Annotated in this window: 15 protein-coding genes and 1 pseudogene; 9 read left to right on the forward strand and 7 right to left on the reverse strand. The window is 69.2% G+C overall.

Annotated features, from left to right (window positions below):
* Positions 1-86 precede the first annotated feature (86 nt).
* Positions 87-1,151 carry a glycoside hydrolase family 19 protein gene (locus tag AC0OO9_RS03870; protein ID WP_484515636.1) on the forward strand — a complete coding sequence of 355 codons (1,065 nt, stop codon included), beginning with the start codon at positions 87-89 and terminating at the stop codon, positions 1,149-1,151.
* 195 nt (positions 1,152-1,346) lie between these two features.
* Here AC0OO9_RS03870 and AC0OO9_RS03875 read toward each other — a convergent pair whose 3' ends face one another.
* The gene (locus AC0OO9_RS03875; RefSeq protein ID WP_484515638.1) at positions 1,347-2,000 is read right to left on the reverse strand and encodes a hypothetical protein; all 654 of its coding nucleotides are present in this window, start codon (positions 1,998-2,000) and stop codon (positions 1,347-1,349) included.
* A 102-nt stretch (positions 2,001-2,102) separates the two neighbouring features.
* On the opposite strand from AC0OO9_RS03875, the gene AC0OO9_RS03880 reads away from it, so the two are divergent.
* Complete coding sequence (locus tag AC0OO9_RS03880) at positions 2,103-2,729, forward strand: TetR/AcrR family transcriptional regulator (protein WP_484515640.1); 627 nt, start codon at positions 2,103-2,105, stop codon at positions 2,727-2,729.
* A gap of 330 nt (positions 2,730-3,059) precedes the next feature.
* On the opposite strand, the gene AC0OO9_RS03885 is transcribed toward AC0OO9_RS03880, so the two are convergent.
* A complete protein-coding gene (locus AC0OO9_RS03885) occupies positions 3,060-3,257 on the reverse strand; it encodes a hypothetical protein (protein WP_484518127.1) in 198 nt (65 codons plus the stop codon).
* 25 nt (positions 3,258-3,282) lie between these two features.
* Positions 3,283-3,465: pseudogene (locus AC0OO9_RS03890) on the reverse strand (ABC transporter permease subunit); the annotation flags it as partial.
* A gap of 1,364 nt (positions 3,466-4,829) precedes the next feature.
* Here AC0OO9_RS03890 and AC0OO9_RS03895 point away from each other — a divergent pair.
* The 5 genes from AC0OO9_RS03895 to AC0OO9_RS03915 all read left to right on the forward strand — a co-directional run bounded on the left by AC0OO9_RS03895 (position 4,830) and on the right by AC0OO9_RS03915 (position 12,472).
* Positions 4,830-8,609 (forward strand): amino acid adenylation domain-containing protein, encoded by a 3,780-nt coding sequence (locus AC0OO9_RS03895; RefSeq protein WP_484515641.1) that lies wholly within the window; start codon positions 4,830-4,832, stop codon positions 8,607-8,609.
* 110 nt (positions 8,610-8,719) lie between these two features.
* Complete coding sequence (locus AC0OO9_RS03900; RefSeq protein WP_484515643.1) at positions 8,720-9,205, forward strand: cobalamin-dependent protein; 486 nt, start codon at positions 8,720-8,722, stop codon at positions 9,203-9,205.
* Positions 9,192-10,604, forward strand: a complete 1,413-nt coding sequence (locus AC0OO9_RS03905) for a methylaspartate mutase (RefSeq protein ID WP_484515645.1) — start codon at positions 9,192-9,194, stop codon at positions 10,602-10,604. The genes AC0OO9_RS03900 and AC0OO9_RS03905 overlap by 14 nt, the downstream gene beginning before the upstream one ends.
* Positions 10,594-12,117 carry an AMP-binding protein gene (locus tag AC0OO9_RS03910; protein ID WP_484515647.1) on the forward strand — a complete coding sequence of 508 codons (1,524 nt, stop codon included), beginning with the start codon at positions 10,594-10,596 and terminating at the stop codon, positions 12,115-12,117. The genes AC0OO9_RS03905 and AC0OO9_RS03910 overlap by 11 nt, the downstream gene beginning before the upstream one ends.
* An 85-nt stretch (positions 12,118-12,202) precedes the next feature.
* Positions 12,203-12,472, forward strand: a complete 270-nt coding sequence (locus AC0OO9_RS03915; protein ID WP_484515649.1) for a phosphopantetheine-binding protein — start codon at positions 12,203-12,205, stop codon at positions 12,470-12,472.
* Between the two features lie 239 nt (positions 12,473-12,711).
* Here the strand turns inward: AC0OO9_RS03915 and AC0OO9_RS03920 are convergent, their stop codons facing one another.
* Both AC0OO9_RS03920 and AC0OO9_RS03925 read right to left on the reverse strand, forming a co-directional pair.
* Positions 12,712-14,109 (reverse strand): hypothetical protein, encoded by a 1,398-nt coding sequence (locus AC0OO9_RS03920; protein WP_484515651.1) that lies wholly within the window; start codon positions 14,107-14,109, stop codon positions 12,712-12,714.
* A 717-nt stretch (positions 14,110-14,826) separates the two neighbouring features.
* Positions 14,827-16,944, reverse strand: coding sequence for a cellulase family glycosylhydrolase (locus tag AC0OO9_RS03925; protein ID WP_484515653.1), 2,118 nt, complete (start codon positions 16,942-16,944; stop codon positions 14,827-14,829).
* A gap of 306 nt (positions 16,945-17,250) precedes the next feature.
* Here AC0OO9_RS03925 and AC0OO9_RS03930 point away from each other — a divergent pair, with 306 nt between their 5' ends.
* On the forward strand, positions 17,251-18,831 hold the full coding sequence (locus AC0OO9_RS03930) for a glycoside hydrolase family 43 protein (protein WP_484515655.1): 1,581 nt from the start codon (positions 17,251-17,253) through the stop codon (positions 18,829-18,831).
* Between the two features lie 33 nt (positions 18,832-18,864).
* Positions 18,865-19,923 (forward strand): LacI family DNA-binding transcriptional regulator, encoded by a 1,059-nt coding sequence (locus AC0OO9_RS03935; RefSeq protein ID WP_484515657.1) that lies wholly within the window; start codon positions 18,865-18,867, stop codon positions 19,921-19,923.
* A gap of 234 nt (positions 19,924-20,157) precedes the next feature.
* Here AC0OO9_RS03935 and AC0OO9_RS03940 read toward each other — a convergent pair whose 3' ends face one another.
* The gene (locus AC0OO9_RS03940) at positions 20,158-21,396 is read right to left on the reverse strand and encodes an MFS transporter (protein ID WP_484515658.1); all 1,239 of its coding nucleotides are present in this window, start codon (positions 21,394-21,396) and stop codon (positions 20,158-20,160) included.
* Complete coding sequence (locus AC0OO9_RS03945) at positions 21,396-21,971, reverse strand: helix-turn-helix domain-containing protein (protein WP_484515660.1); 576 nt, start codon at positions 21,969-21,971, stop codon at positions 21,396-21,398. Before AC0OO9_RS03945 ends, AC0OO9_RS03940 begins: the two co-directional genes overlap by 1 nt.
* Positions 21,972-22,193 lie beyond the last annotated feature (222 nt).

Below are 22,193 nucleotides of genomic sequence, written 5' to 3' on the forward strand. Positions count from 1 at the left end.
AACGCGGAAGTGATTACGAAACCTTGTTTACAGTAGGGCCGCGGCTGCGGTATATCCAAGGAGACCAATGCTCCAGAAGACGCCTGATGGCAATCATCGCGACGGTCAGCATGGCTGTCGCGGGTGCTGCCGCAGCACTGCTGCCAACGACACCGTCGGCCGCGGCCGAAGCCTGCGCGGCGCCGTACAACAACAGTGCGGTCTACACCGCTTCCATGCGCGCCTCGTACCAGGGCCGGAACTGGACCGCGAAGTGGTGGACGCAGTACGAGACGCCCAGCACCGGTGGCTCCGGGGTGTGGCAGGACAACGGCCCCTGCGGTGGGGGCGGAGGCGGCGACACCTGCAACTACCCGAGCTGGGCTGCGGGCACCTTCTACCCGGCCGGCTCGATCGTGCGCTACACCAACGGCAACCTCTACCGGGCGAAGCACGAGAATCCCGGGTACGACCCGGTCGTCAGCACCTGGTACTGGGAGCCGCACACCTGCTCCGGCGGGGGCGGCACCACTCCGCCCCCCGGTGGCACCGACGGGTTCCCGGTCAGCGAGGCACAGTACAACCAGATGTTCCCGCTACGAATCCCGTTCTACTCGTACGCCGGCCTGATCGACGCGGCCCGCAAGTATCCCGCTTTCACCGGCACCGGCGACACCACCGCGCGCAAGCGTGAGGCGGCGGCGTTCCTGGCCAACATCGACCACGAGTCGGGCCAACTGCGCTACGTCGAGGAGCAGAACCAGAACAACTGGCCGCTGTACTGCGACCGCTCCCGGCCCTACGGCTGCCCGGCGGGCCAGTCGGCCTACCACGGTCGGGGCCCGATCCAGCTCAGCTGGAACTTCAACTACAAGGCCGCCGGTGACGCGCTGGGGATCGACCTGCTGAACAACCCGGACCGGGTCAAGAACGAGGCGTCGGTGGCGTGGCAGACCGGCGTCTGGTACTGGATGACCCAGAACGGCCCGAACAGCCAGCCCGCGCACTCGGCGATCCTCGGCTCACAGGGCTTCGGCGGTACCATCCGCAGCATCAACGGCGCTCTGGAGTGCGACGGCCGCAACCCGGCCACGGTGCAGAACCGGGTGACCACGTATCAGCGGTTCGCGCAGATCCTGGGCGTGGATCCGGGCGCCAACCTGTACTGCTGACATCCCGCGGGGGTGCGGCCTGGAGGCGACCGCGGTCTCGCAGTGAGCACCTCCACACCCGACGCACGGCACCGGTCACCCAGCCAGGGGATAAACCGGGACGCTGCCACAGAAAGACGCCGCCAGGGACACCGTCCTGGCCCGGCACGGGCCAGGACGGTCGACCCCTGCCCGGCGGAACACAGGGGCGCGTGGTCAGCTCGCGAGAGTGTCGAGCCAGTTCGACCGCAGGCGCAGCGCGCGCTCGGTGCTGCCCGCGACCGCCGCGATGCCGGCGACGAGGTTCGCCGCGAGCGGGATGTGCACGGGGAGATCGAACGTCCCGAGGGAATCCGCCACGGGTGGAGCGTGCGAGATCGTCTCGACGAGTTGTGGCACGGCGACGCAGATCCCGACCAGCACGAGCAGGGTCGAGACGACGCCGACGAGGCGGCTCAGCCCTGGGCGTGTGCGGTGCAGGTGGGCGCGCCGGCCCTCAGCGGAAGCGGGATGGGGCGTCAGCTGCGTCGCAGCACCGTCGGCCTGCACGTAGTGGCAGCGTCGTAGGCCGTAGCCACCGACGGCGACCTCGATGTGACCACCCGGCACGGGGAAACGAGCCGGCATCGTCGACACCGAAAGGAGTGCACCGTCGCGGTAGAGCCGCGCGCGTACCGCGCCGTCGTCGTGATCGCCCAACTGACGGACGTCGACCGCGTAGGTGGAGGAGGAGCCGCCCGGTGCGCGAAGCGTCAGCGTTCGCACGGACCGGCTCAGCAGCTGCCACCAGCGGAAGCGCGGCAGCGGCTCACCGTTGCCAGGGCGTACGCGCCATGCCGCACGGCGGTCGCGCAATCCTCTGAACGCCATCCGAGAACCTCCTGTCGTCGATCACCGCGCCACTAGTACGCTGTGCTACTCACTTCGAAGCTAGCACACTGTGCTAGAAATAAGATGTGAGGAGGTTCTGAGATGCCGGACCGACCAGCGAGACGAGACACCCGAGACAGGATCCTGATCGCCGCGGCGACCATGCTCGGGGAGAACCCGACCGCTCGGCTGAGCGTGCGAGCAGTTGCCGCGCGGGCAGGCGTCAGCACGGGTTCGCTCCGTCACTTCTTCCCGACGCAACGAGCGCTCGTCGACGCCGTCGTCGCCGGCATCTACGACATCGACATCCCCGGCGATCCCATCCTCGACACCGCACGAGCACCGGCAGAGCGTCTCGTCGAGTGCCTGCGACAGCTGCTCTCGCAGGTCGGTACCGGGAATCGGGCGCGCGAGCACTGGCGCGCGATCCACGAGACGTACATCGCGTCCGACCCGACGGACGACGAGGTCGCCGCGTACCGCTCGCTCGAGCGGCTGGGGCTGCACCGCATCGAGCGATGGCTGACCGTCCTCGCCGACGAGGGCGCGATCCCGGCGAACGACGTCGAGCGACGAGCCCGGTTCCTGGCGACCCTCATGAACGGCCTCTCCGCCGAGCGCGCGCTACCCGCTGACGCCCTGCGACTCGAGTCCGAGACCGACACCCTCCGCATGGCCGCCGACGCCGTCACGACCGGTAGCACAGAGGCCGAGCCGACTGAGCACTGATCCCACCATCCCATCGACGCAACGATCCCGTGAACCCTGGACGGTTGACGCGTGGGAACGGGCGGTGGAGCGAGCTGTCGGGTGTCCCCGCGACGTCGCCGCCCCGCCTCCCCCGCCAGTCGTCCGCTCCGCTCCGGCGGCCGGATGTCCACGGCCGCGGAGGCGGCTCACTCACGGCGTCGCGGGCGGGCGGATCGAGGCCGACGAGGTAGGCGACGCTCGACGGGTACGGCCCGTCGAGAAGCGCGACGTCAACGATCTCACCAGCGTCGGGGGTGCCGACGAGGAACCCCCAGTGTGGTGCGGGATCGTCCGGGACGGCGAAGGTGGTCAGGCGCATCGGGAGGTTTCCTCGTCCATCAGGCGGCGGAGCAGGTCACGATCGGCGGGCAGGCCGTCCTGCGGGGGCGGCAGCGCTTCGGGGCACCAGCGGCGCTCGTACTCGAAGGTGACGGCGCCGAGGTAGCCGGCGCTGGTCAGGGCACAGACGGTGGTCGCCCAGTCGACCACTCCGGCGGCGAGCCCCACGGGCTTCGTAGTTGGTCCAGCCGACCTGGAACGCGTACACGGGCAGGGTCAGGGTGGACGCGTCCGGTCCGCCCGCGGTGGTCAGGTAGACGAAGTCGAAGTTGTTGAACACCCAGGTGGTCCGCAGCACGACGAGAGCACCGATCAGCTTGCTGAGCGCCGGCACGGTGATGTACCGGAGTTCCTGCCAGTAGGTCGCGCCGTCCATCCGGGCCGTCGGCGGTGTCCAGCATGGCCTTGCCGTTCCCGTCGGAGAGCAGCCCGCCGGTGGAGCGGGTGAGCATGGAGAGCAGGTACGCCCCGCCCGTGTCCGAGGTGGCCAGCTTGAGCATCCAGCCGTAGGTGTTCGGCGCCTTGGCGGCGGTGAGCGCCCGGTCCCAGGTCGGCGACTCGGGCAGCGTGACCCCGGCTGCGGAGAGAACCGGCGTACCTGCCGTTCAACCGCCTCCAGGACGGCACCGTCCATGACTGGTGAAGGCGCGCCCCCGACGCGGCACGTGGTCGTGATGGGCGTCTCCGGCGCGGGCGAGACGACACTGGCCAGACGCATCAGCGAGGTGACTGGACTGACCTTCGCTGAGGCCGACGAGTTCCACCCGCCGGCCAACGTGGCGAGGATGCGCGCCGGCGTACCTCAGCATGGGTCGTCCACGCCGGCGTGGACGTGGCCGCCTACGCGCGCGTCAGGATGCTGCCGCCGGCGACGAACGCGTCCGGCCCGGCGCCGGTGAGGCCGCCGTCAACCTGCGGCGCGCCCCCCGCAAAGCGACCCCTAAGTGACGATCGAAGATGTTGCTTTGATCCACTGGCTGTGCGTAGGATCCCCCACCAGGAGGGCGATACGTAATAAAGCGGCATCCGACCGCGGGGATACGCAATCGGATGCGGCGCTCACCTCATGGTGAATTGATTTTTTGAGGTTGTTTGCTGCGATCACATGAACGCTCGCCTGCCCGCGGTGAAAAGCCGTTGGGTCAGCCTACCTTTACCCGCGCATCTTTCCACACGAGGGCTGGAGCCATTCATGCATCTGTCCGTCTTCAGGCGGAAGGGGCCGAAAGGCACACCGCCAGACGTGTGGCCGCTCGATTCCGCTCCGCAACAGTATCACTAAATCTCTGTCTATGCGCTGCCACCAAGGAGCCGAAGCATGCACGACGTCTTACCTTCGGCCTTCCGTGGGAGTCCGGGGTGGGTGTGACCCTCTAGACCATCCTGACGGCGGCCTCGACCGGACGGTCAGCATGGGTGGTCTCAGCGGCTGACGCCTACAGACCTGGTTGGCGTCTGGAGCGGGCTGCCGGCCCGGCACTCACTCCCCGCGCGGCTCACCTTCCTGCCCTTGCCTACTCTCCGTTATCCCTCCTCCTGCTGGTCAATCCCTCTCCCTCCACGCCAGAGGAGAGAACGCAACCCATCTCTGCCACAGGAGCGGCCGTGACTGAGCAATCGCCCGAGTTAGCCGACGGGGTTCCGGGAGACGAATCACTCCTCGAACTGCCAACCGACCGGCCGCGTACTCGTGCTGCCGGTAGCCGTAGGGCGGACGAGCCATTCGCCATCACCGGAGTCGTGGCCGAACAGGTCGACGCACTGGCTGGTCGGGTCGGGACCGACAGGTGGGTGGTTCTCCAGACCGCGTGGCGCCTGCTGCTGCACCGGTACAGCGGGCAGAGACGATTCGTCATGGGTGTCATGGGTGCGCCCGTCGGGTCAGCCAGGGCGCACGAGCACACCACGGAGCCAGGCACCGTCGTCGAGTGTGGCGATCCCGGGCCACTGGGGTTCGACGCGTTGGCCAGAGCGAACGCCTCCGAACTCAGGCGCCTCCTTGGCGACCCGGCAGAACAACCGGGCGACGGCGGACACCGAGCCGGGTCTCGGACCCGGACGGCACGCGCGGTTTTTGCCTGGTACGGCGAGGGGACGACGGTCCACGGCGAGCCGTTGGAGTCTCCCGTGGCCGATGGGAGCACCTTCCGGGCGGAGATCAGGCTGACGATGACCGCGACCTCCGCCGGTCTCGACGGTCGGCTCAGCTACGACCCCGAACTGTTCGACCGCGACACCGCCCGCCGCATGGTCACTCACCTGATGACTCTGCTGGGCAGCGCATACGCTGATCCGCACACCCCTGCTCGTCTTCTCACCGTGCTGACGTCCGACGAGACCGCCACGATCACCCGGCAGTGGGGCCGGGGCAGGGCAGCCAGCACGCCCGACCTGTGCCTGCACGAGCTGTTCGAGAGGCAGGCGGATCGGGTGCCGGACGCCGTCGCGGTCTCGTGTGGTGAATCCACGCTCACCTATGGGGAGCTGGAGCGTCAGGCCAACAGACTCGCTCGGCTGCTCCGTCAGCGCGGGATCGGGCCGGAATGCCGGGTAGGCGTCCTCCTCAGGCGGGAGCCGAGGGTGATCGTCGCGATCCTGGCGATCCTCAAGGCTGGCGCAGCATACGTACCGCAGGACCGCGATCAGCCTCTGGAGCGCACGGCGACCACTCTCGCGGCCGCCGGGGTCAGCCTGACCATCACGGATGCCGACACCGCTGACCTCCTGGTGCCGACTGGTCTTGCCGTTCTGGACGTCGATCGGCATGCCACCGAGCTGTGGGCACAACCGGGCGACCGCCCGGAGTCCCTCGCCGCCCCACGCAATCTGGCGTACGTCATCTTCACCTCCGGCTCCACCGGCACGCCGAAGGGCTCGATGATCGAGCACCGAAGCGCCGTGAACTACCTGCTGTGGGCTGATTCCGTGCTGCCCACGGGCCATCGGCAGGGCACCCTGGTGCACACCCGGCTGAGCTTCGACTTCACCGTGCCGTGCATCTTCGTACCCCTCATGAGGGGCGCGGAGGTGGTGTTGCTGCCCGACGGCGCGAGGATCGACAAGGTGGTCGACGCGCTCACCGGCGACGCCGACTTCGACTTCGTCCGGCTCACCCCGTCGCACCTCGAAGTCCTCGAAGGGCAGCTTCGACTACGGGGCGGAGAACTGGCCACCAGGACGCTGTTCGTCGGCGGTGAACCGCTGCGGCTGGAGGTCGTCAGGTCCCTCGCGGCCCGGGCGGCGGGGCTGAGGGTGCTGAGCCAGTACGGCGCCACGGAGGTCACCGTCGGCGGTTGCTGCGTGGATGCGACCGCCGTTGCCGCCGCAGGCGGTCGAGGCACCACGCCTCTGGGGCGCCCCAACCCCAACATCGAGGTCTACGTGCTCGACGAGAATCTCCAACCGGTCCCGTACGGGGTCGTCGGCGAAGTGGTGTTCGGTGGTTCCGGGGTCGGCCGCGGCTACGTGAGATCACCGGGTCTCACCGCTGAGCGTTTCGTGCCCGACCACCTCGGCGGCCGCCCTGGTGCCCGCCTGTACCGGACGGGGGACCTCGGACGGTACCGCGCGGACGGGACGCTGGAGATCGTCGGGCGCCGGGACCGTCAGGTGAAGGTGAACGGGCATCGGATCGAACTCGGTGACGTCGAGAACGTACTGCACACCCACCCGGGAGTGGAGCGGGCCGTCGTAGGCGTGGTCGGTCGTCCGGACGGACGGCGTCGCCTGGTGGCCCACGTGCAGCCTCGCCCACTGGTGGAACCGGTCACCGCCCGACACCTCCGGGAGATGTGCGCCGCCGCGCTGCCGTCGTACATGGTGCCGACCGACATCGTCATCGTGGAGACGCTGCGGCTCACACCGAACGGCAAGATCGACGTACGGGCTATCTCCGATCACGCCGGCCGCGTCGGCGACGAGCCCTCTCCCCTCAGTCCTGACGAGCAGCCGATTGCGCGGGCGTGGCAGACGGTGCTCGGGGTGGACGTGGTGGAGTCCGCAGACGACTTCTTCGCGCTTGGTGGCGATTCCCTCGCGGCGATGCGTGTGGTGCACCTTCTGGAATCGGCGGAGCATGTCCGGATCGGCTTGGATGACATCTTTGCCCACCCGGTCCTGTCAGCACTGGCGGCGAGGGCGGAGAGGGTGGCAAGTCCCGCCCAGCCGGCCGTCGCCGCCGGAGAGGTGGCAGGCCAGCCGGCCGGCGCCCTGTCCCCGACCCAACGCGGTCAGTGGCTCCTGCACCAGGTGTATCCCGAGCTACCGATATACAACGTCCCCCTGGCCTACGAACTCACGGGGCAGATCGACGTGGCCGCGCTGAACCAGGCGTTGCACCTCCTGGTGAGCCGGCACGAGGTGTTGCGCACGTCCTTCCCGGAGAGCCGTGGCGTCTCCACCCTTCGGGTGCATCCCCACGCGAGCGTCAGTCTTGACGAGGTCGATGCGACGGGCAACGACCCAGCGGTGCTGGAGGCGCAGATGCGCCTCGTGGCTCGGACACCCTTCGACCTCGAACGCGCACCCCTGCTGCGCGGCAGCCTGGTGCGGCTTCGCCCTGACAGGCACGTTCTGCTTCTCTGTCTGCACCACATCATCTGCGACGACTGGTCGATCGGTGTCCTCACCAGGGAGCTGAGCGAACTCTACGACAGCATCGTGGAATCGCGGCCGGCACGACTGCCGACGCTCGACGTCACGTACTCCGAGTTCGCGGCGTGGTACCAGCGATGGCTCAGCGGCGAACGGCTGGCGCGCCAGCTGGACCACTGGCGTTCAGCCCTCGCCGGCTACGTCCCCTTCGACCTGCCCACCGACAGGCCGCGCCCGAAACAGCGACCGGTGAGCGGCGATCGGGTCGAGGTCGACCTGCCCGGTCCCCTCATGGTCCAACTCCGTGCGACGGCTGAGGATCACGGCTGCACGCTCTTCATGGCGGTCGCCGCGGCGTTCCAGGAACTGCTGGCACGATACGCCGACCAGGACGACGTGGCGATGATCGTGCCGGTCGCGGGCCGCCATCATCCCGGTACGGAGTCTCTCGTGGGGCTCCTGATGAACACGGTCGTCCTGCGCGCCCATACCGGCGGCGCGCCGACGTTCGTGGAGATGATGGAGCGGGTGAGGCAATCGGCGCTCGGCGCATTCAGCAACTCGGATGTGCCCTTCGTTCAGCTCGTGCAGGAGCTCAGCCCTCCCCGCGACCGGAGCCGCCAGCCCTTCACGCAGGTCGCCTTCGCACTTCAATCGGTCACGCCTGCCCCCGTGACCTTCGCCGGCACGGAGGTCCGACAACTGTCCATTCACAACGGAACCGCCAAGCTCGACCTGATGGTCGAGGTGATCCCCGTTTCGCCGACACGATGGTCGTTGCGCGCCGAATACGCTACCGAGGTATTCGACCGCGATGCGATACAGGAATTGGTTCTGCACTTCCGTCAGCTACTCACCGCCGGAGCGCGGGACCCGAAGGCACAGCTCTCGGAGGTGCAGCTGGTTGAGGAGCGCCACCCCTCGTAGACGGCCATCGAGCTTGGTGTTGCCGTCCAGCGCCGATGTTCGACAGCGGGAATTTGCACGGCGAGCCGGATGCACCGGTCGACCCCTCGATACATAGAAATCGGTCAGGAATGAGAAGCGATTACCGCCCCGGCAGACGAACCGTCATCCTGTGCGTCGCGGCCAGCGATTCCCACGTCGTCGCGAACCACCTCATAGCCTATTTGCTCAGATCGCGCGGCTTCAATGTGGTGAACCTTGGCGCCTGCACGACGGTGTCCGACATGTGCGATGCGCTTCTCCGGTGGCCGGAGGCGGAGGCGGTGCTCGTCGGCAGCCTCAACGGACACGCACGACAGGATCTCGCCGACCTGCCGGCGGCGAAGGAACGCGGCGCGATCACCTGCCCGGTGATCGTCGGGGGAAACCTGTCGGTGGCCGTGGCCGACGACATCAGCCAGGAGGCGGCCCTCTACGCCCTGGGGGTGGATCACATCCTCCGCGACCCGTCCACGATCCCCACGGTGCTCGATCGACTCCGGGGGCGACCCGACGGCGAGGTGACCGCATTCTCGGGTGCGCCACGCATCGAGGAGACAGTCGATGGACACCGATGAGCTTCCATCGGCTGCCGATTCGATCGGTTTCATCAAAGGGCTGAACAAGCCCACTGTCTCCGATGTCCTGAGGGCGGCGCAGGCCCAGGGCCTGGTGGCGGTTCAGCCGCGCTGCGGGGTCGGCGGTCATGAGCAGATGCGTGCCCTGCTGCTCGCCCTCGAAGAAGGCGCCCGCCCCGACATCCTGAGTCTGACGATCGACTCCTACACGCGGCTCAACCAGTTCGACAGGGCGCTGTCGTCGTTGTCCAACGCCCCTGAAGAAATGAACGGCTACCCGTTGGTGACGCACGGTTGGCGGCGCGGACGCGACCTCAACCAGGCGGTCTCGGCCCCGCTGGAGGTACGCCATGGCTCTCCGTTGCCGCACCGACTGTTCGAAACCACGATCGCGTCAGGAATAACGTCCTTCGAGGGCGGCGGGATTTCGTACAACCTGCCGTACTGCAAGGACGTGCCGCTCGCGGCCTCGTTGGACGCGTACGCGGAGATCGACGCGAGGTGCGGCGAGATGGCTCAGGCGGGCGTGGTCGTCGACCGTGAACTGTTCGGCAGCCTCACCGGCGTGCTCGTGCCGCCGTCGGTCAGTCTCGCGATCAGCGTGTTGGAAGCGGTCATGGCCACCCGTGCCGGAGTGACCTGCGTGTCGATCGCGTATCCGCAGGCCGGCAACCTGGTGCAGGATGTCGCCGCGCTGCGCGCGGTCCGGTCCCTCGCGAGCCGCTACCTACCCTCGTCAGTCGACGTGCATCCGGTGCTCCACGAGTTCATGGGTGTCTTTCCGAAGAGCCGCGCCCGCGCCGAGCAACTCATATTCGCGGGAGCCCTGACCGCGAGGCTCGGCGGCGCGGCGAAGGTGGTCACGAAGACGATCCAGGAGGGCTACGGCATCCCGGACGCCTCGGCAAACGTTCACGGGATGCGCCTCGCACGGATCGCGAACGCCCCATTCGTCCAGGCCATCGGGCTCGACGAGGACGCCCTGGAGGAGGAGCAGCACTGGATCGAGCGCGAGGTGGATGAGATCGTGGGTCCACTGCTCGGCGCCGCCAGTCTTCCACCAGCAATCTCCTCGGCATTCGAACGTGGCTCCCTGGACGTTCCCTTCAGCGCGAGCAGGCACGCGAAATCGAACGTCATGCCGTGTCGGGATCGTGCCGGCGCGGTCCGCTATCTGGACGCGGGCGGGCTTCCCTTCTCCGAGGACGTCATGCGCCGAAACCGCAGCCTGCTCGATGACCGGTGGCTCACGGCCACCGATCACGACCGGATGCGACTACTGATGGCGGACATCAACTACTTCCTTGAGCCGCCCGGGGAGCAGGATTTCGACTTTGCGCCGACTGTGGTTGATTCGGCAACCCAGGGAGCTGATCCGGAGGAAACGTATGCTGCATGACTGGTTCATCCGGAGCGTCGAGAAGTATCCAGACGAGCCCGCGCTGATCGCCGACGGACGGCAGTTCAGCTACGCCGAGCTCGACGGAATCTCCCGCACCATCGGCCACCGCCTGCTCGCCGAGGGCGTCGACCGGCCACGAGTCGGCCTGCTGTCCACGCGTACCGTCGAGACCTACGCGGCCTACCTCGCGGGGCTGCGGATCGGCGGTGTCGTCGTACCGCTCGACCCTGCCCATCCTGCCGATCGCCTGGCCGTGGTCGCCCGCTCGGCCGGCCTGGACCTCATCGTCGCCGACGACACGGCGGACGCCGCACTTCTGGACGCGCTCCCGGCCCGTGTCGTACGCATCGGGTCGCCGTCGGCATCGGACACCGCTGCCGGATCGGCGTCGCGGGACAGCCTTCCCGACTGGACGGGCGGTCCTGACGACCTCGCCTATCTGCTGTTCACCTCAGGCTCGACGGGCCAGCCCAAGGGCGTGCCGATCAGGCACGGCAACGTGGACCCGTTCCTCGATCTCAACGTCACCCGCTACGGGATGGAACCAGGCTGCCGACACTCGCAGATGTTCAGCCTGACGTTCGACCTGTCGATCTTCGACATGTTCGTCACCTGGGGATCCGGTGCCGCTCTCGTGGTGCCGTCAGCCGACGACCTCTACGATCCGGTCGAGTTCGTGAACAAGCACCGGTTGACGCACTGGTTCTGCGTACCCTCTCTGGTCTCCATGGCCACCCGAGCGCGGCTGCTGTCTCCGGGATGCATGCCGTCGCTGCGCTGGAGCCTGTTCTGCGGGGAGCAGCTCACGCTCAACCAGGCGCAGGCGTGGGCCGAGGCGGCGCCGAACAGCACGTTGGAGAACCTCTACGGGCCGACCGAGCTCACGGTGGCGATGACGTCATACCGCCTACCGAAGGAACGCGGCGCCTGGCCGGCGACATCCAACGGAACAGTGCCGATCGGCGCGGTGTACCCGCATCTGGACTCTCAGATCGATCCAGAATCCGGCGAGCTGCAGGTGCGGGGCTCCCAGCGGTTCCACGGCTATCACGACGCCAAGGACAACGAGGGGCGGTTCATCGAACCCGCCCTTGCTCAACCGGGGTCCGACCGCCCCGAACCAGGGCCTGAGGCGTGGTACCGCACCGGCGACCGAATCGCTCTGGAAAATGGAATCCTCGTTCACCTGGGTCGCCTGGACCACCAGGTCAAGATCCGCGGATACCGGATCGAGATACACGAGATAGAAAGCGCCATGCGGATGTGGGCAGGGGTCGATGACGCGATCGTCCACGCGGTCGCGCATCGCGACGGGCAACTTGAGCTCGCCGCCGTCTGCACCGGTGACGTTCCGTCAGTGCCTGAGCTACGCAGACGACTTCGCTCCCACCTGCCCGACTACATGATCCCTACGCGCATCGCGTCCTTGGACGGCCTTCCGGTGAACGATCGCGGCAAGACCGACCGAACGGCCTGCGCGGGACTGCTGCAGAAGAGGTTCGCGCGCTGAGTCCGGCCGTCCGAGTGGTGGCCTCAGCGGCGAACAGCCGGGCAGAGTCCGAGTGTGTCCCTTCTACATTCTCTTGGAGAATCTGATGCCCATGGATCAGCTTGCGCGAAAGTCGCTGGAGGAGTCGATGTGCGCCCTGTTCGCCGAGTGTCTCGACATCGAGACCGTTTCGGTGACGGACGACTTCTTCGACGTCGGTGGCCACTCGTTGCTCGCGGCTGAGGTCGTGACGAGGATCAACGACGAACTGGAGGTCGACCTGAGGCTCCGTGACTTCTTCCGCAATCCGACTGTCGCGGAGGTCTGTGAGCTGATCGCCGAACAGGAGGTCGTCGTCCGGGGCGAGCGCTCGTGAGGACACCCATCACTTCATTGGACCCGGCCGGCTACACGTCCTACGCCGACACTCGCTGACCACCTGCGCAAACTTCCGGCTGAGTCCACCGGTGGCTGCGCAGGCGGACGTCACGGCTGCCCTCGCCTGGCACCTCGCCGAAGGGTGCCCGCCGCAACCGCCAGGTGCGACGTCGTAGCCGATCCGGCCCTGTCCTCGTCGGACAGCGCCTCGGCCGGCGGCCCGACAACTGGCCGGAGTCAGCTTCCAGCGGTGGCTGTCCCACGGCGGTCACCGCTCGGCGATTGAGAGCCGGAGTTGAGGAGCACCGGCGCGAGCAGGGTGCCTCGTTCGGTGGTGCCGCGGATGACGGTGCTCGATTCCCTGACCAGTCGGGAGGTGAGACCGCTGAGCCCGGCCGGCCCGTAGTGCAGCCCCCACACCGCGTGCCAGTCCCGCACCGTGCCGCCCTGCTCGTCGTAGCCCGGCTCGGTCCGGGGCACCACCCGCCGCTGCACGATGTACCGGCCGTCCCTGGCCGCCGTGGTGAGCGCGGCGCGCCAGGTCGTGTCGTCGACCGTCCAGCCGGCCACCGTGCCCTCCCCCCGGGCCAGCGTGGTCGGTTTGAGGATGTTGTCGGACCGGTCGCGGATCAGACCGGTCAGGTCGTACGACGCGTCGATGCGGGTCGCCTGGGGCAGGATCCGGTGCAACGAAGCGCGTTCGGCCTCGGTCAGCGCGCCCTGCACCGCGGGCAGCTGCACCAGGGCGAGGCAGGACTTGCTGTTGAACACGTCATGCGCCGGTACGGTGACCACCGGCGGCGTGATGCCGTCCGCTGCGGGGTGCAGCCGCCGCCAGGCGATCGCCGGTTCCGGCTCGGCGGCGAGTTCCTCCAGGTTGAACAGCCGCAGGATCACGCTGACCCCGGCGACACCGTCGGCGATGCTCCCATCGGGTTTCGACAGGTCGGCGATTTCTGCCAGCCGGGTCCGGAAGGGTCGCGTCTCGATCCGCTCCGCCATCGGCTGCCACGCGGCGGCCCACTCCGCGAGCGCCCCGGTCGCCTCGACCATCAGCACCTCCCTGAGCTCGCCGGGCGTTCCGCCGGCACGCTCCGGTGCCGCCGCGTCCAACACGTCGACCACGCCGTTGACGGAATCGAGGTGACGTAGTCCGTGCCGCTCGGCGAAGGCGCTGAATCGCGGGTCGGCCAGGATCGCGGCGCCCAGAGGGGCCCGCGCCACCCCGCCGACTGCGGTGCTCAGGCCCAGCTCGATCACCTTGAAGCCGGTGCCGTCGTGGATCAGGTCGGCGCGGCCGTACCGGACGAGGCGTGGCAGGTCGGTGTCGACAAGCATCGGGCGGATCGCCGGCGGCGCGTCGGTCAGCGCGCCGAACGCGGCCAGGCTGCCGCCCGCAAGAAGATCGGGCAGTCTGCCGACGACGTCGAGCAACACCTCGAAGTCGGCGTAGAACGAAGCGATCTCACGCTCCGCGACGAACATCGGGCGCGCGAAGGTCCGCGCCGCGAGTTCCGGCCCCAGCACCGCGACCGCGTGATCGGCTGGCAGGTCGGCCGGCAGCTTGCCGGCTCCGACCGCCCTCAGATAGTCCGCGGCGGGGTCGGGAAGGAACACCGGGCCGTTGGAGCCCATCAGGCGCCCCCTGCCCTGGTCGCGACGCGCAGGTGGTCCGGCGCGCCGTGGCAGGAGCGGGTCGGCGTCGGCCGTTGAGGCTGACAGGAGCAGGGCATGGTCTGCCTCCAACTGGCGCAGCAAGCGGTGATCGGCGTGCAGGAGTTGACAGCGACCGGGAACGGGTCGCCTGGTCGAAGGTGGCTGTCGACGGAGTGGAAGGGACCCGGTTCCTCCTTGGCTCCGACATCGTGATGCGCTCAACCCGAGGGCTGGAAGGAGCCGCTGCCAGCGTTCGACGAGTGATCAAGGCCATGATCAGCCATGATTGCCTGTTTGGCAACGAGAGAGTTGTCGGTCCCGGGATTCCCGCACCGGGGTTGCCGCCCGTCAGCTCGCTGCCGACATGAGCACGACCGAGTCCGGCCCGGTCCGGGCAACCCCGCCGCCTGTTGTCGCACGCCGGCGAAAGCCTCGCCGACGCGGTGGCACCGGCTTCGAGAGCTACCGTTACCCGACGTCGGACGCCGCCACCGTCAATCTGCGCGGGCACGACGGCGGTCGGCTGGGCACTCCGTCGCGCCAGCGGCACGGTGCTGGAGCCGGCCCGCGAGCGTGGTCACCGAGGGCGGAGGCGACGATGAGAGTGGGATGAGGCCACCGATGACGATCGCCACGACGAGCGTCATGAGGATGGCGGCGGCGCCACGGCGGGCCCGGCCGCGGCGCCGCCGGTCTTCAGAGGGTGCTGCCGGTCACCGTGGTGCCGGTCCTGGTGATGCGGTACGTGGTCCGCGCGCCGCTCCAGAAGTGGAACGTGAGGGTGACGGCGCCGTCCTCGACCTCGGCGAAGAACTCGGGCTTGAGCAGGATCGCCGACGCGGTGTAGTCGGGCTGGAAGTGCTGCCAGAACTCCTTGTACGGGGTCCAGTTGGCCGGCCCCGCGGGGCTGCCGTCGGCGTACTTCGCCTCCATGGTGGCCAGCTGGTCACCGCGGAACTGGGTCGGGACGGCGAACGACTGCGTCGTCCCCGTCGCGGCGGCCTGGGTCGGCGGGTCGGAGGTGACGACGTCGATCCGCCATGGCGCGCCCGCCGAGAAGCGTGCCTCGATGCTGGCGTTGACGCCGTACGCCCGGTTGCCGGCCAGCCGGGTGAGCGTGGCCGGGGTGAGCGTGAGCGTGTTGCCGGATACGGTGTAGTCGGCACCGTTCGCCAGCGCGGTGCTCCCCTGCCACAGCCCCCGGAAGGTCAGGCCGTTGAGGTTCAGCGTCAGCGACCTCGCCGGGATCGCGCCGCTGCGCGGCACGTACACCTGATCAGAGGAGGCGGTGCCGGAGCGGGTCGTCCAGCTTGCCTTGAACATCTCGTAGACACCCTGGTCACGCCATTGCAGCGTGGTGCGGTCCAGGAACTGTCCCGCGTCCCACAGCATCGTGGTCAGCTTCCGGACGCGGGCGTGGTAGCCGACGGCCTCCAGGAACTTGAGGAACTCGCCACGCTCGATGACGCCCGGCCGGTTGTGGTCCCAGTTCAGCAGGGCCCACTCGCCGATGATGGCGGGGATGCCGCGGGCGACGAAGGTGTCGTGGATGCGGTCGAAGGTGCCGATCAGGTCCTGCTCCACCGTGGCGTCGTAGCGGGTGCCGCCGGCGATGTTGACGCTGAACGGCCAGTAGCCGTAGAAGTGCACGGTGGCGGCCAGGTTGGGGTCGTCGAGCGCGTCGAACTCGGCGGTCAGCGCGTCGAGCCGCCCCTGGTCGGCGTTGGTGTGCAGGGTCGGCAGCACCAGCAGCCGGGTCGCGTTGCCGCCGCCGCTGTCGCGGACCAGGTCGACGAAGGCGGCGTTGAGCTCGGCGAGCACCTGGTAGTTCTGATCGTCGCCGGTGGTGCCGGCGAACTGCGGCTCGTTGATGCTCTCGAAGACGAGCTTCTGGGAGTCGTCGCGGAACTCGTCGGCGAGCTGGCTCCACAGCGCGGTGTACCGGGCCATGACGGTCGTGCGGTCGGACGGGTACGTGTTGATCCACTGCCACGAGTCGTGGTGCAGGTTGACCATCACGTAGAGGTCCTCGGCGAGCGACCAGTCGACGATCTGCCGCACCCGGGCCAGCCAGGCCGCGTCGATGGTGTAGTCCGGGGCCGGGCCGTGGTGGTTGCTCCACGTGATCGGCAGCCGGATGCTCCTGTAGCCCTGGGAGCGTACGTGGCGCAGCAGCGCCTGGGTGGTGAGCGGGTTTCCCCAGGACGTCTCGTCGGGGATGGCGTCGAGGGTGTTGCCCAGGTTCCAGCCGGGCTCCATCGCGGCCACCGTGGCCATCGGGTCGGCCGGCCGGGGCGAGGTGGACGGTGAGACGGTCGGGCTCGTCGACGGGCCCGTCGTGCCGGTGCAGGCGACCCCGTTGAGCGTGAACGCGGACGGCGCCGTGTTGCTGCCGGACCAGGAGCCGTTGAAGCCGAAGGACACCGTGGCGTTCGTGCCGATCGCCGCATTGTGGCTCGCGTTGGTCGCGGTGACCTGGCTGCCGGAGGCGGTCACGGTCGCGTTCCAGGCCTGGGTCACCCGCTGCCCGGACGGGAACGCCCAGGCCAGGCGCCAACCGTTGACCGGGTCACCGAGGTTGGTCACCCGGGCGTCGGCGGTGAAGCCGCCGGGCCACTGCGCCGTGGTCGCGTAGGCGACCGTGCAGCCGGCCGCGGCCTGGGCGGTGGCGGCCACGACCATGCCGGTGGTCAGCAGCGCGGCGACGCCCAGGGCGACGACCCCGGCGCGCAGGCGTGTTCTTCGCAGTCTCATGAGCCGGTCGGTGAGGTCGTGGTGGTGGGGACGGCCGCCGGTCGCCGTGGCGACCAGCACGCGGTTGAGGGCATGGGTTCTCCAGCGCTGGAAGGAGGAATGGTCTGCGCGCCGGCCGGCCGCACCGGTCGCACACAGGACGGATCTGGCGCGGAGGTGCCCTTCCTCCGCGCGCTGCGCTGCTCCCGCCTTCCGCCGCCCGAGGCAGCGAAAGTTTCGTGCTGGACGGTACGCTTTTTCCTTGACGCACGTCAATGCCATCCACGCGGTCGCCCGCGACGTTGACTTCACCGGCCCGCTTTCCTAGCCTTTTCGGACAACTATCGCTGTCGATAGAGAAAATTTCTCTCACCCGTGGGGAGCCGCATGAGCATCGGGCAGCAGGAGACGGCCACCCGCGAGCGTGCGGCCGGTCCGCCGCGCTGGGCCGACGGTACGTTCCGCAACCCGGTGATCCCCGGCATGCACCCGGACCCGAGCATCTGCCGCGTCGGCGAGGAGTACTTCCTCGCCTGCTCCAGCTTCGAGTACTTCCCGGGCGTGCCGATCTTCCGCAGCCGCGACCTCGTGCACTGGGAGCAGATCGGCAACGCGCTGGACCGGCCGAGCCAGCTCTCCCTGCCACCGCAGATGCCCTCGTCCGGCGGCGTCTACGCGCCCACGCTGCGCCACCACGACGGCCGGTTCTGGCTCATCGTCACCAACGTCGCGCCCGAGGCCGGCACCATGGTCTTCACCGCCACGGACGCCGCCGGGCCGTGGTCGGAGCCGCTGCGGCTGCCCGACGTCGCCGGCATCGACCCGGACCTGGCCTGGGACGAGAACGGCGACTGCTGGTGCACGACGGCCGGCATCCACCAGGTGCGCGTCGACCCGCACACCGGCAGGACGCTCGGCCCGCCGCGCCGGACGTGGTCCGGCGCACCCGGCGCGCAGGCCCCGGAGGCCCCGCACCTGTACCGGATCGGCGACCTCTGGTACCTGCTGATCGCCGAGGGCGGCACCGAGCGGGGGCACGCCGTGTCCATCGCCCGTGGTCCCGCGCCCGACGGGCCGTTCGAGCCCTGCCCGGCCAACCCGATCCTCACCCACCGCGGCACGCACCGGCCGATCCAGAACACCGGCCACGCCGACCTCGTCCAGGCGCCCGACGGCTCCTGGTGGATGGTGCTGCTGGGCGTACGGCCGGGCGGTGGCACCCCGGGCTGGCACGTCCTGGGCCGGGAGACGTACCTCGCGCCGGTCACCTGGGTCGACGGGTGGCCGGTGGTCGGCGACGTCAGCCCGGTCATGCCCGCGCCACCGTGGCCGCCCCGGCCGGTGCCCGCGCCGCCCGTCCGCGACGACTTCGACGACGCCCGGCTGCACCCGCGCTGGGTGTCGGTCCGGTCCCGGCCCGCCGGGTGCTGGTCGACGGCGGCCCGCCCGGGCTGGCTCACCCTCCACGCCCGCGGAGCGTCGCTCGACGAGCCGGACGTGACCTTCGTCGGCCGTCGCCAGCAGCACCTGTCCTGCCGGGTCCGGGCGCTGGTCGACCCGGCCGGGGGCGTCGGTGGGCTCGCCGTACGCCTGGACGAGCGGCACCACTACGACATCGAGGTCGGCGACGGCCGGGTGCGGGTCGTGGCCCGGCTGGGGTCGGTGCGCCCGACCGTCGCCACCCGACCGGTGGCACCGGGCCCGGTCCAGCTCGGTGTCGACGTTGTCGCCTCCACGCCCGGCAGTTGGCACCCGTGCGAGGAGCCCGACGTGCTGCGGCTCGGCATCCAGCACCCCGACGGCACCTTCGACCCGCTCGCCGAACTCGACGGCCGGTACCTGTCCACCGAGGTGGCCGGCGGGTTCACCGGCCGGGTGATCGGCGTGTACGCCGCCTCCGGCACCGTCCACGTCGACTGGTTCGACTACGAACCGCTCGACGGGGCCGAGACTATCCTTGCGCCGTGACCCGGACCGGCCGGCGAGGAGAGGGGACCTGCTGTGTCGCACGCCGAGTCAGGGAAGGTCGTCGCCGGCCAGGACCACCGGCCGGACGATCCGTCCCGGCCCGTGACGATCTCCTACATCGCCCGGAGCGCCGGCGTGTCCGTCCCGACGGTGTCCAAGGTCATCAACGGTCGGTCCGGCGTGTCCGCCGACACCCGGGCGCGGGTCGAGGCCCTGATCAGCCGGTACGGATACCGCCGGTCGTCGCCGGCCACCCGCAGCAACATGATGGAGCTCGTCTTCGACGAGTTGCAGCACATGTGGGGCATCGAGATCATCCGCGGGGTCGAACGGGTCGCCCGTGAACAGCGCGTCGGCGTCGTGCTGACCGAGTTCGGGCCGGAACGCAGCGCCATCCACTACTGGATCGACGACACCCTCGCCCGCCGCCCCGACTGCGTCATCACGGTGGCGCAGTTGACCGACGAGCAGCGCGACCAGCTACGTGCCAGAGGCATCCCCTTCGTCGTGCTCGACCCCACGAGCGAACTGCCCGACGACGTCCCCTTCGTCGGCGCCACCAACTGGGCCGGTGGCCGATCAGCCACCCGCCACCTCATCCGTCTCGGCCACCACCGCATCGCCGTCATCGCCGGGCCGGAGCACGTCCTGTGCAGCCGCGCCCGGCTCGACGGCCACCGCGCCGCCATGGACGCCGCCGGCCTCACGGTCGATCCAGGACTGATCCGCAACGCTCCGCTGACCACCGAGGCCGGCCACGAGGCCGCCCTGGCGCTGCTGAGCCGCGAACCACGGCCGACGGCCGTCGTCGCCGGCAACGACCTGCAGGCGGTCGGCGTCTACCGCGGCGCCCGCGACCTCGGCCTGCGCATCCCGTCGGACCTCAGCGTCGTCGGCTTCGACGACCTGCCCATCGCCGCCCTGATCGACCCGCCGCTGACCACCGTGCGTCAGCCGATCGTCGAGATGGCGGTGGCGGCCACCGAACTCGCGCTCGCCCTGGGCCGGGGAGAGCGGACGACCCAAATCGGCATGGAGCTGGCCACGACACTCACCGTCCGCGGCAGCACCGCCCCGCCCGGGGGCCGGTAGGGCGTGCGCAGTCGCGGGTTCCGGCACCCGCCGGGATCACGCGTCCCGGCCGTCGGTCACCGCAGGCTTCCGGCCCGGCTGTCCGGGCCGCAGCAGGTCGTCGACGCTGCCGCGCAGCGCCCTGCGGTTCGCCAGCTTCTTGGGTGAGGCCAGCGGATGGTGGGGGCGACTAATTCTCCGCACCGGGCTTGGGGCGTCGTTAATGGATCTGAGACCTGGAATCAGAAAGTTGATCTAGATGGAGGCCGCGCGAAGGTCGTCCCGGGAAGCGAAGGAAGCGTTCGGGGTCACTCGTATCCCGAGGACGAACATCGCGGCGCCTGCACCGGCTATGACCGCGATGGCGGCGAAGACCGGGCGCGAGCCGGCGAACTGCAACGCAGGCCCTGCGGCCGCGAAGCCTATGAATCCGGCCAGGTTTTCGGTGGTGGTCACCGCAGCCAGGACGTGCGGTCTCTGGTCGGGTGGCGTACGCAGCGTGAAGCGGGTGATGAGGGTCGCCGCGAGCACCGGCGTCGCCAGCCCGGTGAGAAACAATCCGGCGGCCACGACGACCGGTCGCTCGACGAGCAGCAGCCACAGTGGCCCGCACTGGAGTACCGCGGCCGCGGTCAGGGCAGTGGTGCCCATGCGGCTCAGCGCGGTGACCGCGACCAGGCTACCGAGTGCGAGGCCTGCGCCATTGGCTGCGGTGAGCAGGCCCAGTGTGCGCGGGTCGCCGCCGAGGTCGTGCAGGACCAGCACAGGCAGGCAGAGGAAGATGGCGGGGATGGCGAGCGTCACCAGGACCAGCGCGACGCCGAGCAGCCGCAGCGTGGGGTCGCTCAGCACGTGACGGTAGCCGCCACCTTTCGCGGGATGCTTCTCCCCGATCCTCGCGCGCCCACTCGCGGGCGGTCGCACGAACGCGAGCACGATCAGGAACGAGACGAAGTAAGTCCCGGCGTCGATCCAGAGGACCTCGGCCGGGCCGAGCAGCGCGATGAGGACGCCGCCGACGGCAGGGCCGGCAAGCGCGGCGATCCGGGTCGCCGCGTCGATGAGGCTGTTGGCGCGGCCGACGAGCTTTTCGTCGGCGCCCCGCACGGGACCCAGCAACTCGGGCACGATCAACCGCTGCGACGAGACATACGGTGTGGTGAACGCTCCGAGCCCGAACGACACCACGAGCAGGATCGGCAAGTTCAGTCCGCCAGCCAGGTGCAGCAGCGGGATGGATGCCATCAGCGGCACCCGGGCCGCGTCGCCGATCAGCATCGTTCGCCGCGCGCCGAGCCGGGCGATCATCTTGCCGCTGGCCAGCCCGACGACCACCACGCCACTGAACTCGGTGATCAGGACGAGGCTCATCTTCAACGGCGAGCCGGTGGTGGCCAGCACGAACCACGGCAACGCCAGCAAGGTGAGCCAGGACCCGAAGGTGGACAGCAGCTTCGCGGTGAACAGGGCGAGCAGGCCCGGCGTGCGCAGCATCAGCTCGGACCGTTGTAGGTGGGTACGGCGTAGGCGAAGAACGCGACCTGGCGGGCGCCTTCCTTGCGGGGCCGTGCGGCGTTGGTGTACTCCGCGATGACGGCCTTGATCCGCTCGGTTGCCTCGGTCAGTTCGGCAGGATCGAGGTAGCCCATGTCGTCGCCGAGCCAGGCTGCCTCCTGCCAGGTGACGTCGAACTCGTCCTCGTGGCGCTGGAACTCTTCGAGCGCGGCCAACCGCCGGGCAACGAACTGCTCCCGAAGCGCCCTGGAGGCGGCGGCGAACTCCGGCGATCCGTCTCCCGTCGCGGTCCAAGTGATCCCACGGCTGGTGGCCTGCCACGGCCGCTCCCGCCCACGCGCCAAATCGACGGCTGGTTCCACCAGGCCCCACTTCGCCAACTGGCCAACGTGGTAGCTCACCGATGCTGTCGACTCGCCGGTCAGATCGGCCAGCCTCCTGCCGGTCGCCGGCCCGTCGACGGTGAGCAGTTCGAGCAACTTGAGCCGGATCGGGTGGGCAAGCGCGCGCAGGGCCTGCGGGTCGGTGATCTGCTTCTGATGCCGGGACGCCATATAGCCAAGATACGTTGGCCAACAAATGTTGGTCAATCTACGAACACAGCCGGTCAGATTGGCGAGGCGCCGAGAGGCTGCTGTCAGCCACCTCGGCACTACGCCCGCGAGCCCCAGGAACCTCCGCTCAGCGGAGACGACCAGAGACAACTACTTCGACGGGACTCCCACCTGAAGGGTCGTCGTAGTTGTTCGGGCCGACATCTCATCCGGCTCAAGTTC

It is taken from the genome of Micromonospora sp. USAFONa4, assembly GCF_057197825.1.

Coding starts and splice junctions, on each gene's coding strand:
- AC0OO9_RS03870 (WP_484515636.1), top strand. CDS start 87: ATGGCAATCATCGCGACGGTCAGCATGGCTGTCGCGGGTGCTGCCGCA.
- AC0OO9_RS03875 (WP_484515638.1), bottom strand. CDS start 2,000: ATGGCGTTCAGAGGATTGCGCGACCGCCGTGCGGCATGGCGCGTACGC.
- AC0OO9_RS03880 (WP_484515640.1), top strand. CDS start 2,103: ATGCCGGACCGACCAGCGAGACGAGACACCCGAGACAGGATCCTGATC.
- AC0OO9_RS03900 (WP_484515643.1), top strand. CDS start 8,720: ATGAGAAGCGATTACCGCCCCGGCAGACGAACCGTCATCCTGTGCGTC.
- AC0OO9_RS03905 (WP_484515645.1), top strand. CDS start 9,192: ATGGACACCGATGAGCTTCCATCGGCTGCCGATTCGATCGGTTTCATC.
- AC0OO9_RS03910 (WP_484515647.1), top strand. CDS start 10,594: ATGCTGCATGACTGGTTCATCCGGAGCGTCGAGAAGTATCCAGACGAG.
- AC0OO9_RS03915 (WP_484515649.1), top strand. CDS start 12,203: ATGCCCATGGATCAGCTTGCGCGAAAGTCGCTGGAGGAGTCGATGTGC.
- AC0OO9_RS03920 (WP_484515651.1), bottom strand. CDS start 14,109: ATGGGCTCCAACGGCCCGGTGTTCCTTCCCGACCCCGCCGCGGACTAT.
- AC0OO9_RS03930 (WP_484515655.1), top strand. CDS start 17,251: ATGAGCATCGGGCAGCAGGAGACGGCCACCCGCGAGCGTGCGGCCGGT.
- AC0OO9_RS03940 (WP_484515658.1), bottom strand. CDS start 21,396: ATGCTGCGCACGCCGGGCCTGCTCGCCCTGTTCACCGCGAAGCTGCTG.
- AC0OO9_RS03945 (WP_484515660.1), bottom strand. CDS start 21,971: ATGGCGTCCCGGCATCAGAAGCAGATCACCGACCCGCAGGCCCTGCGC.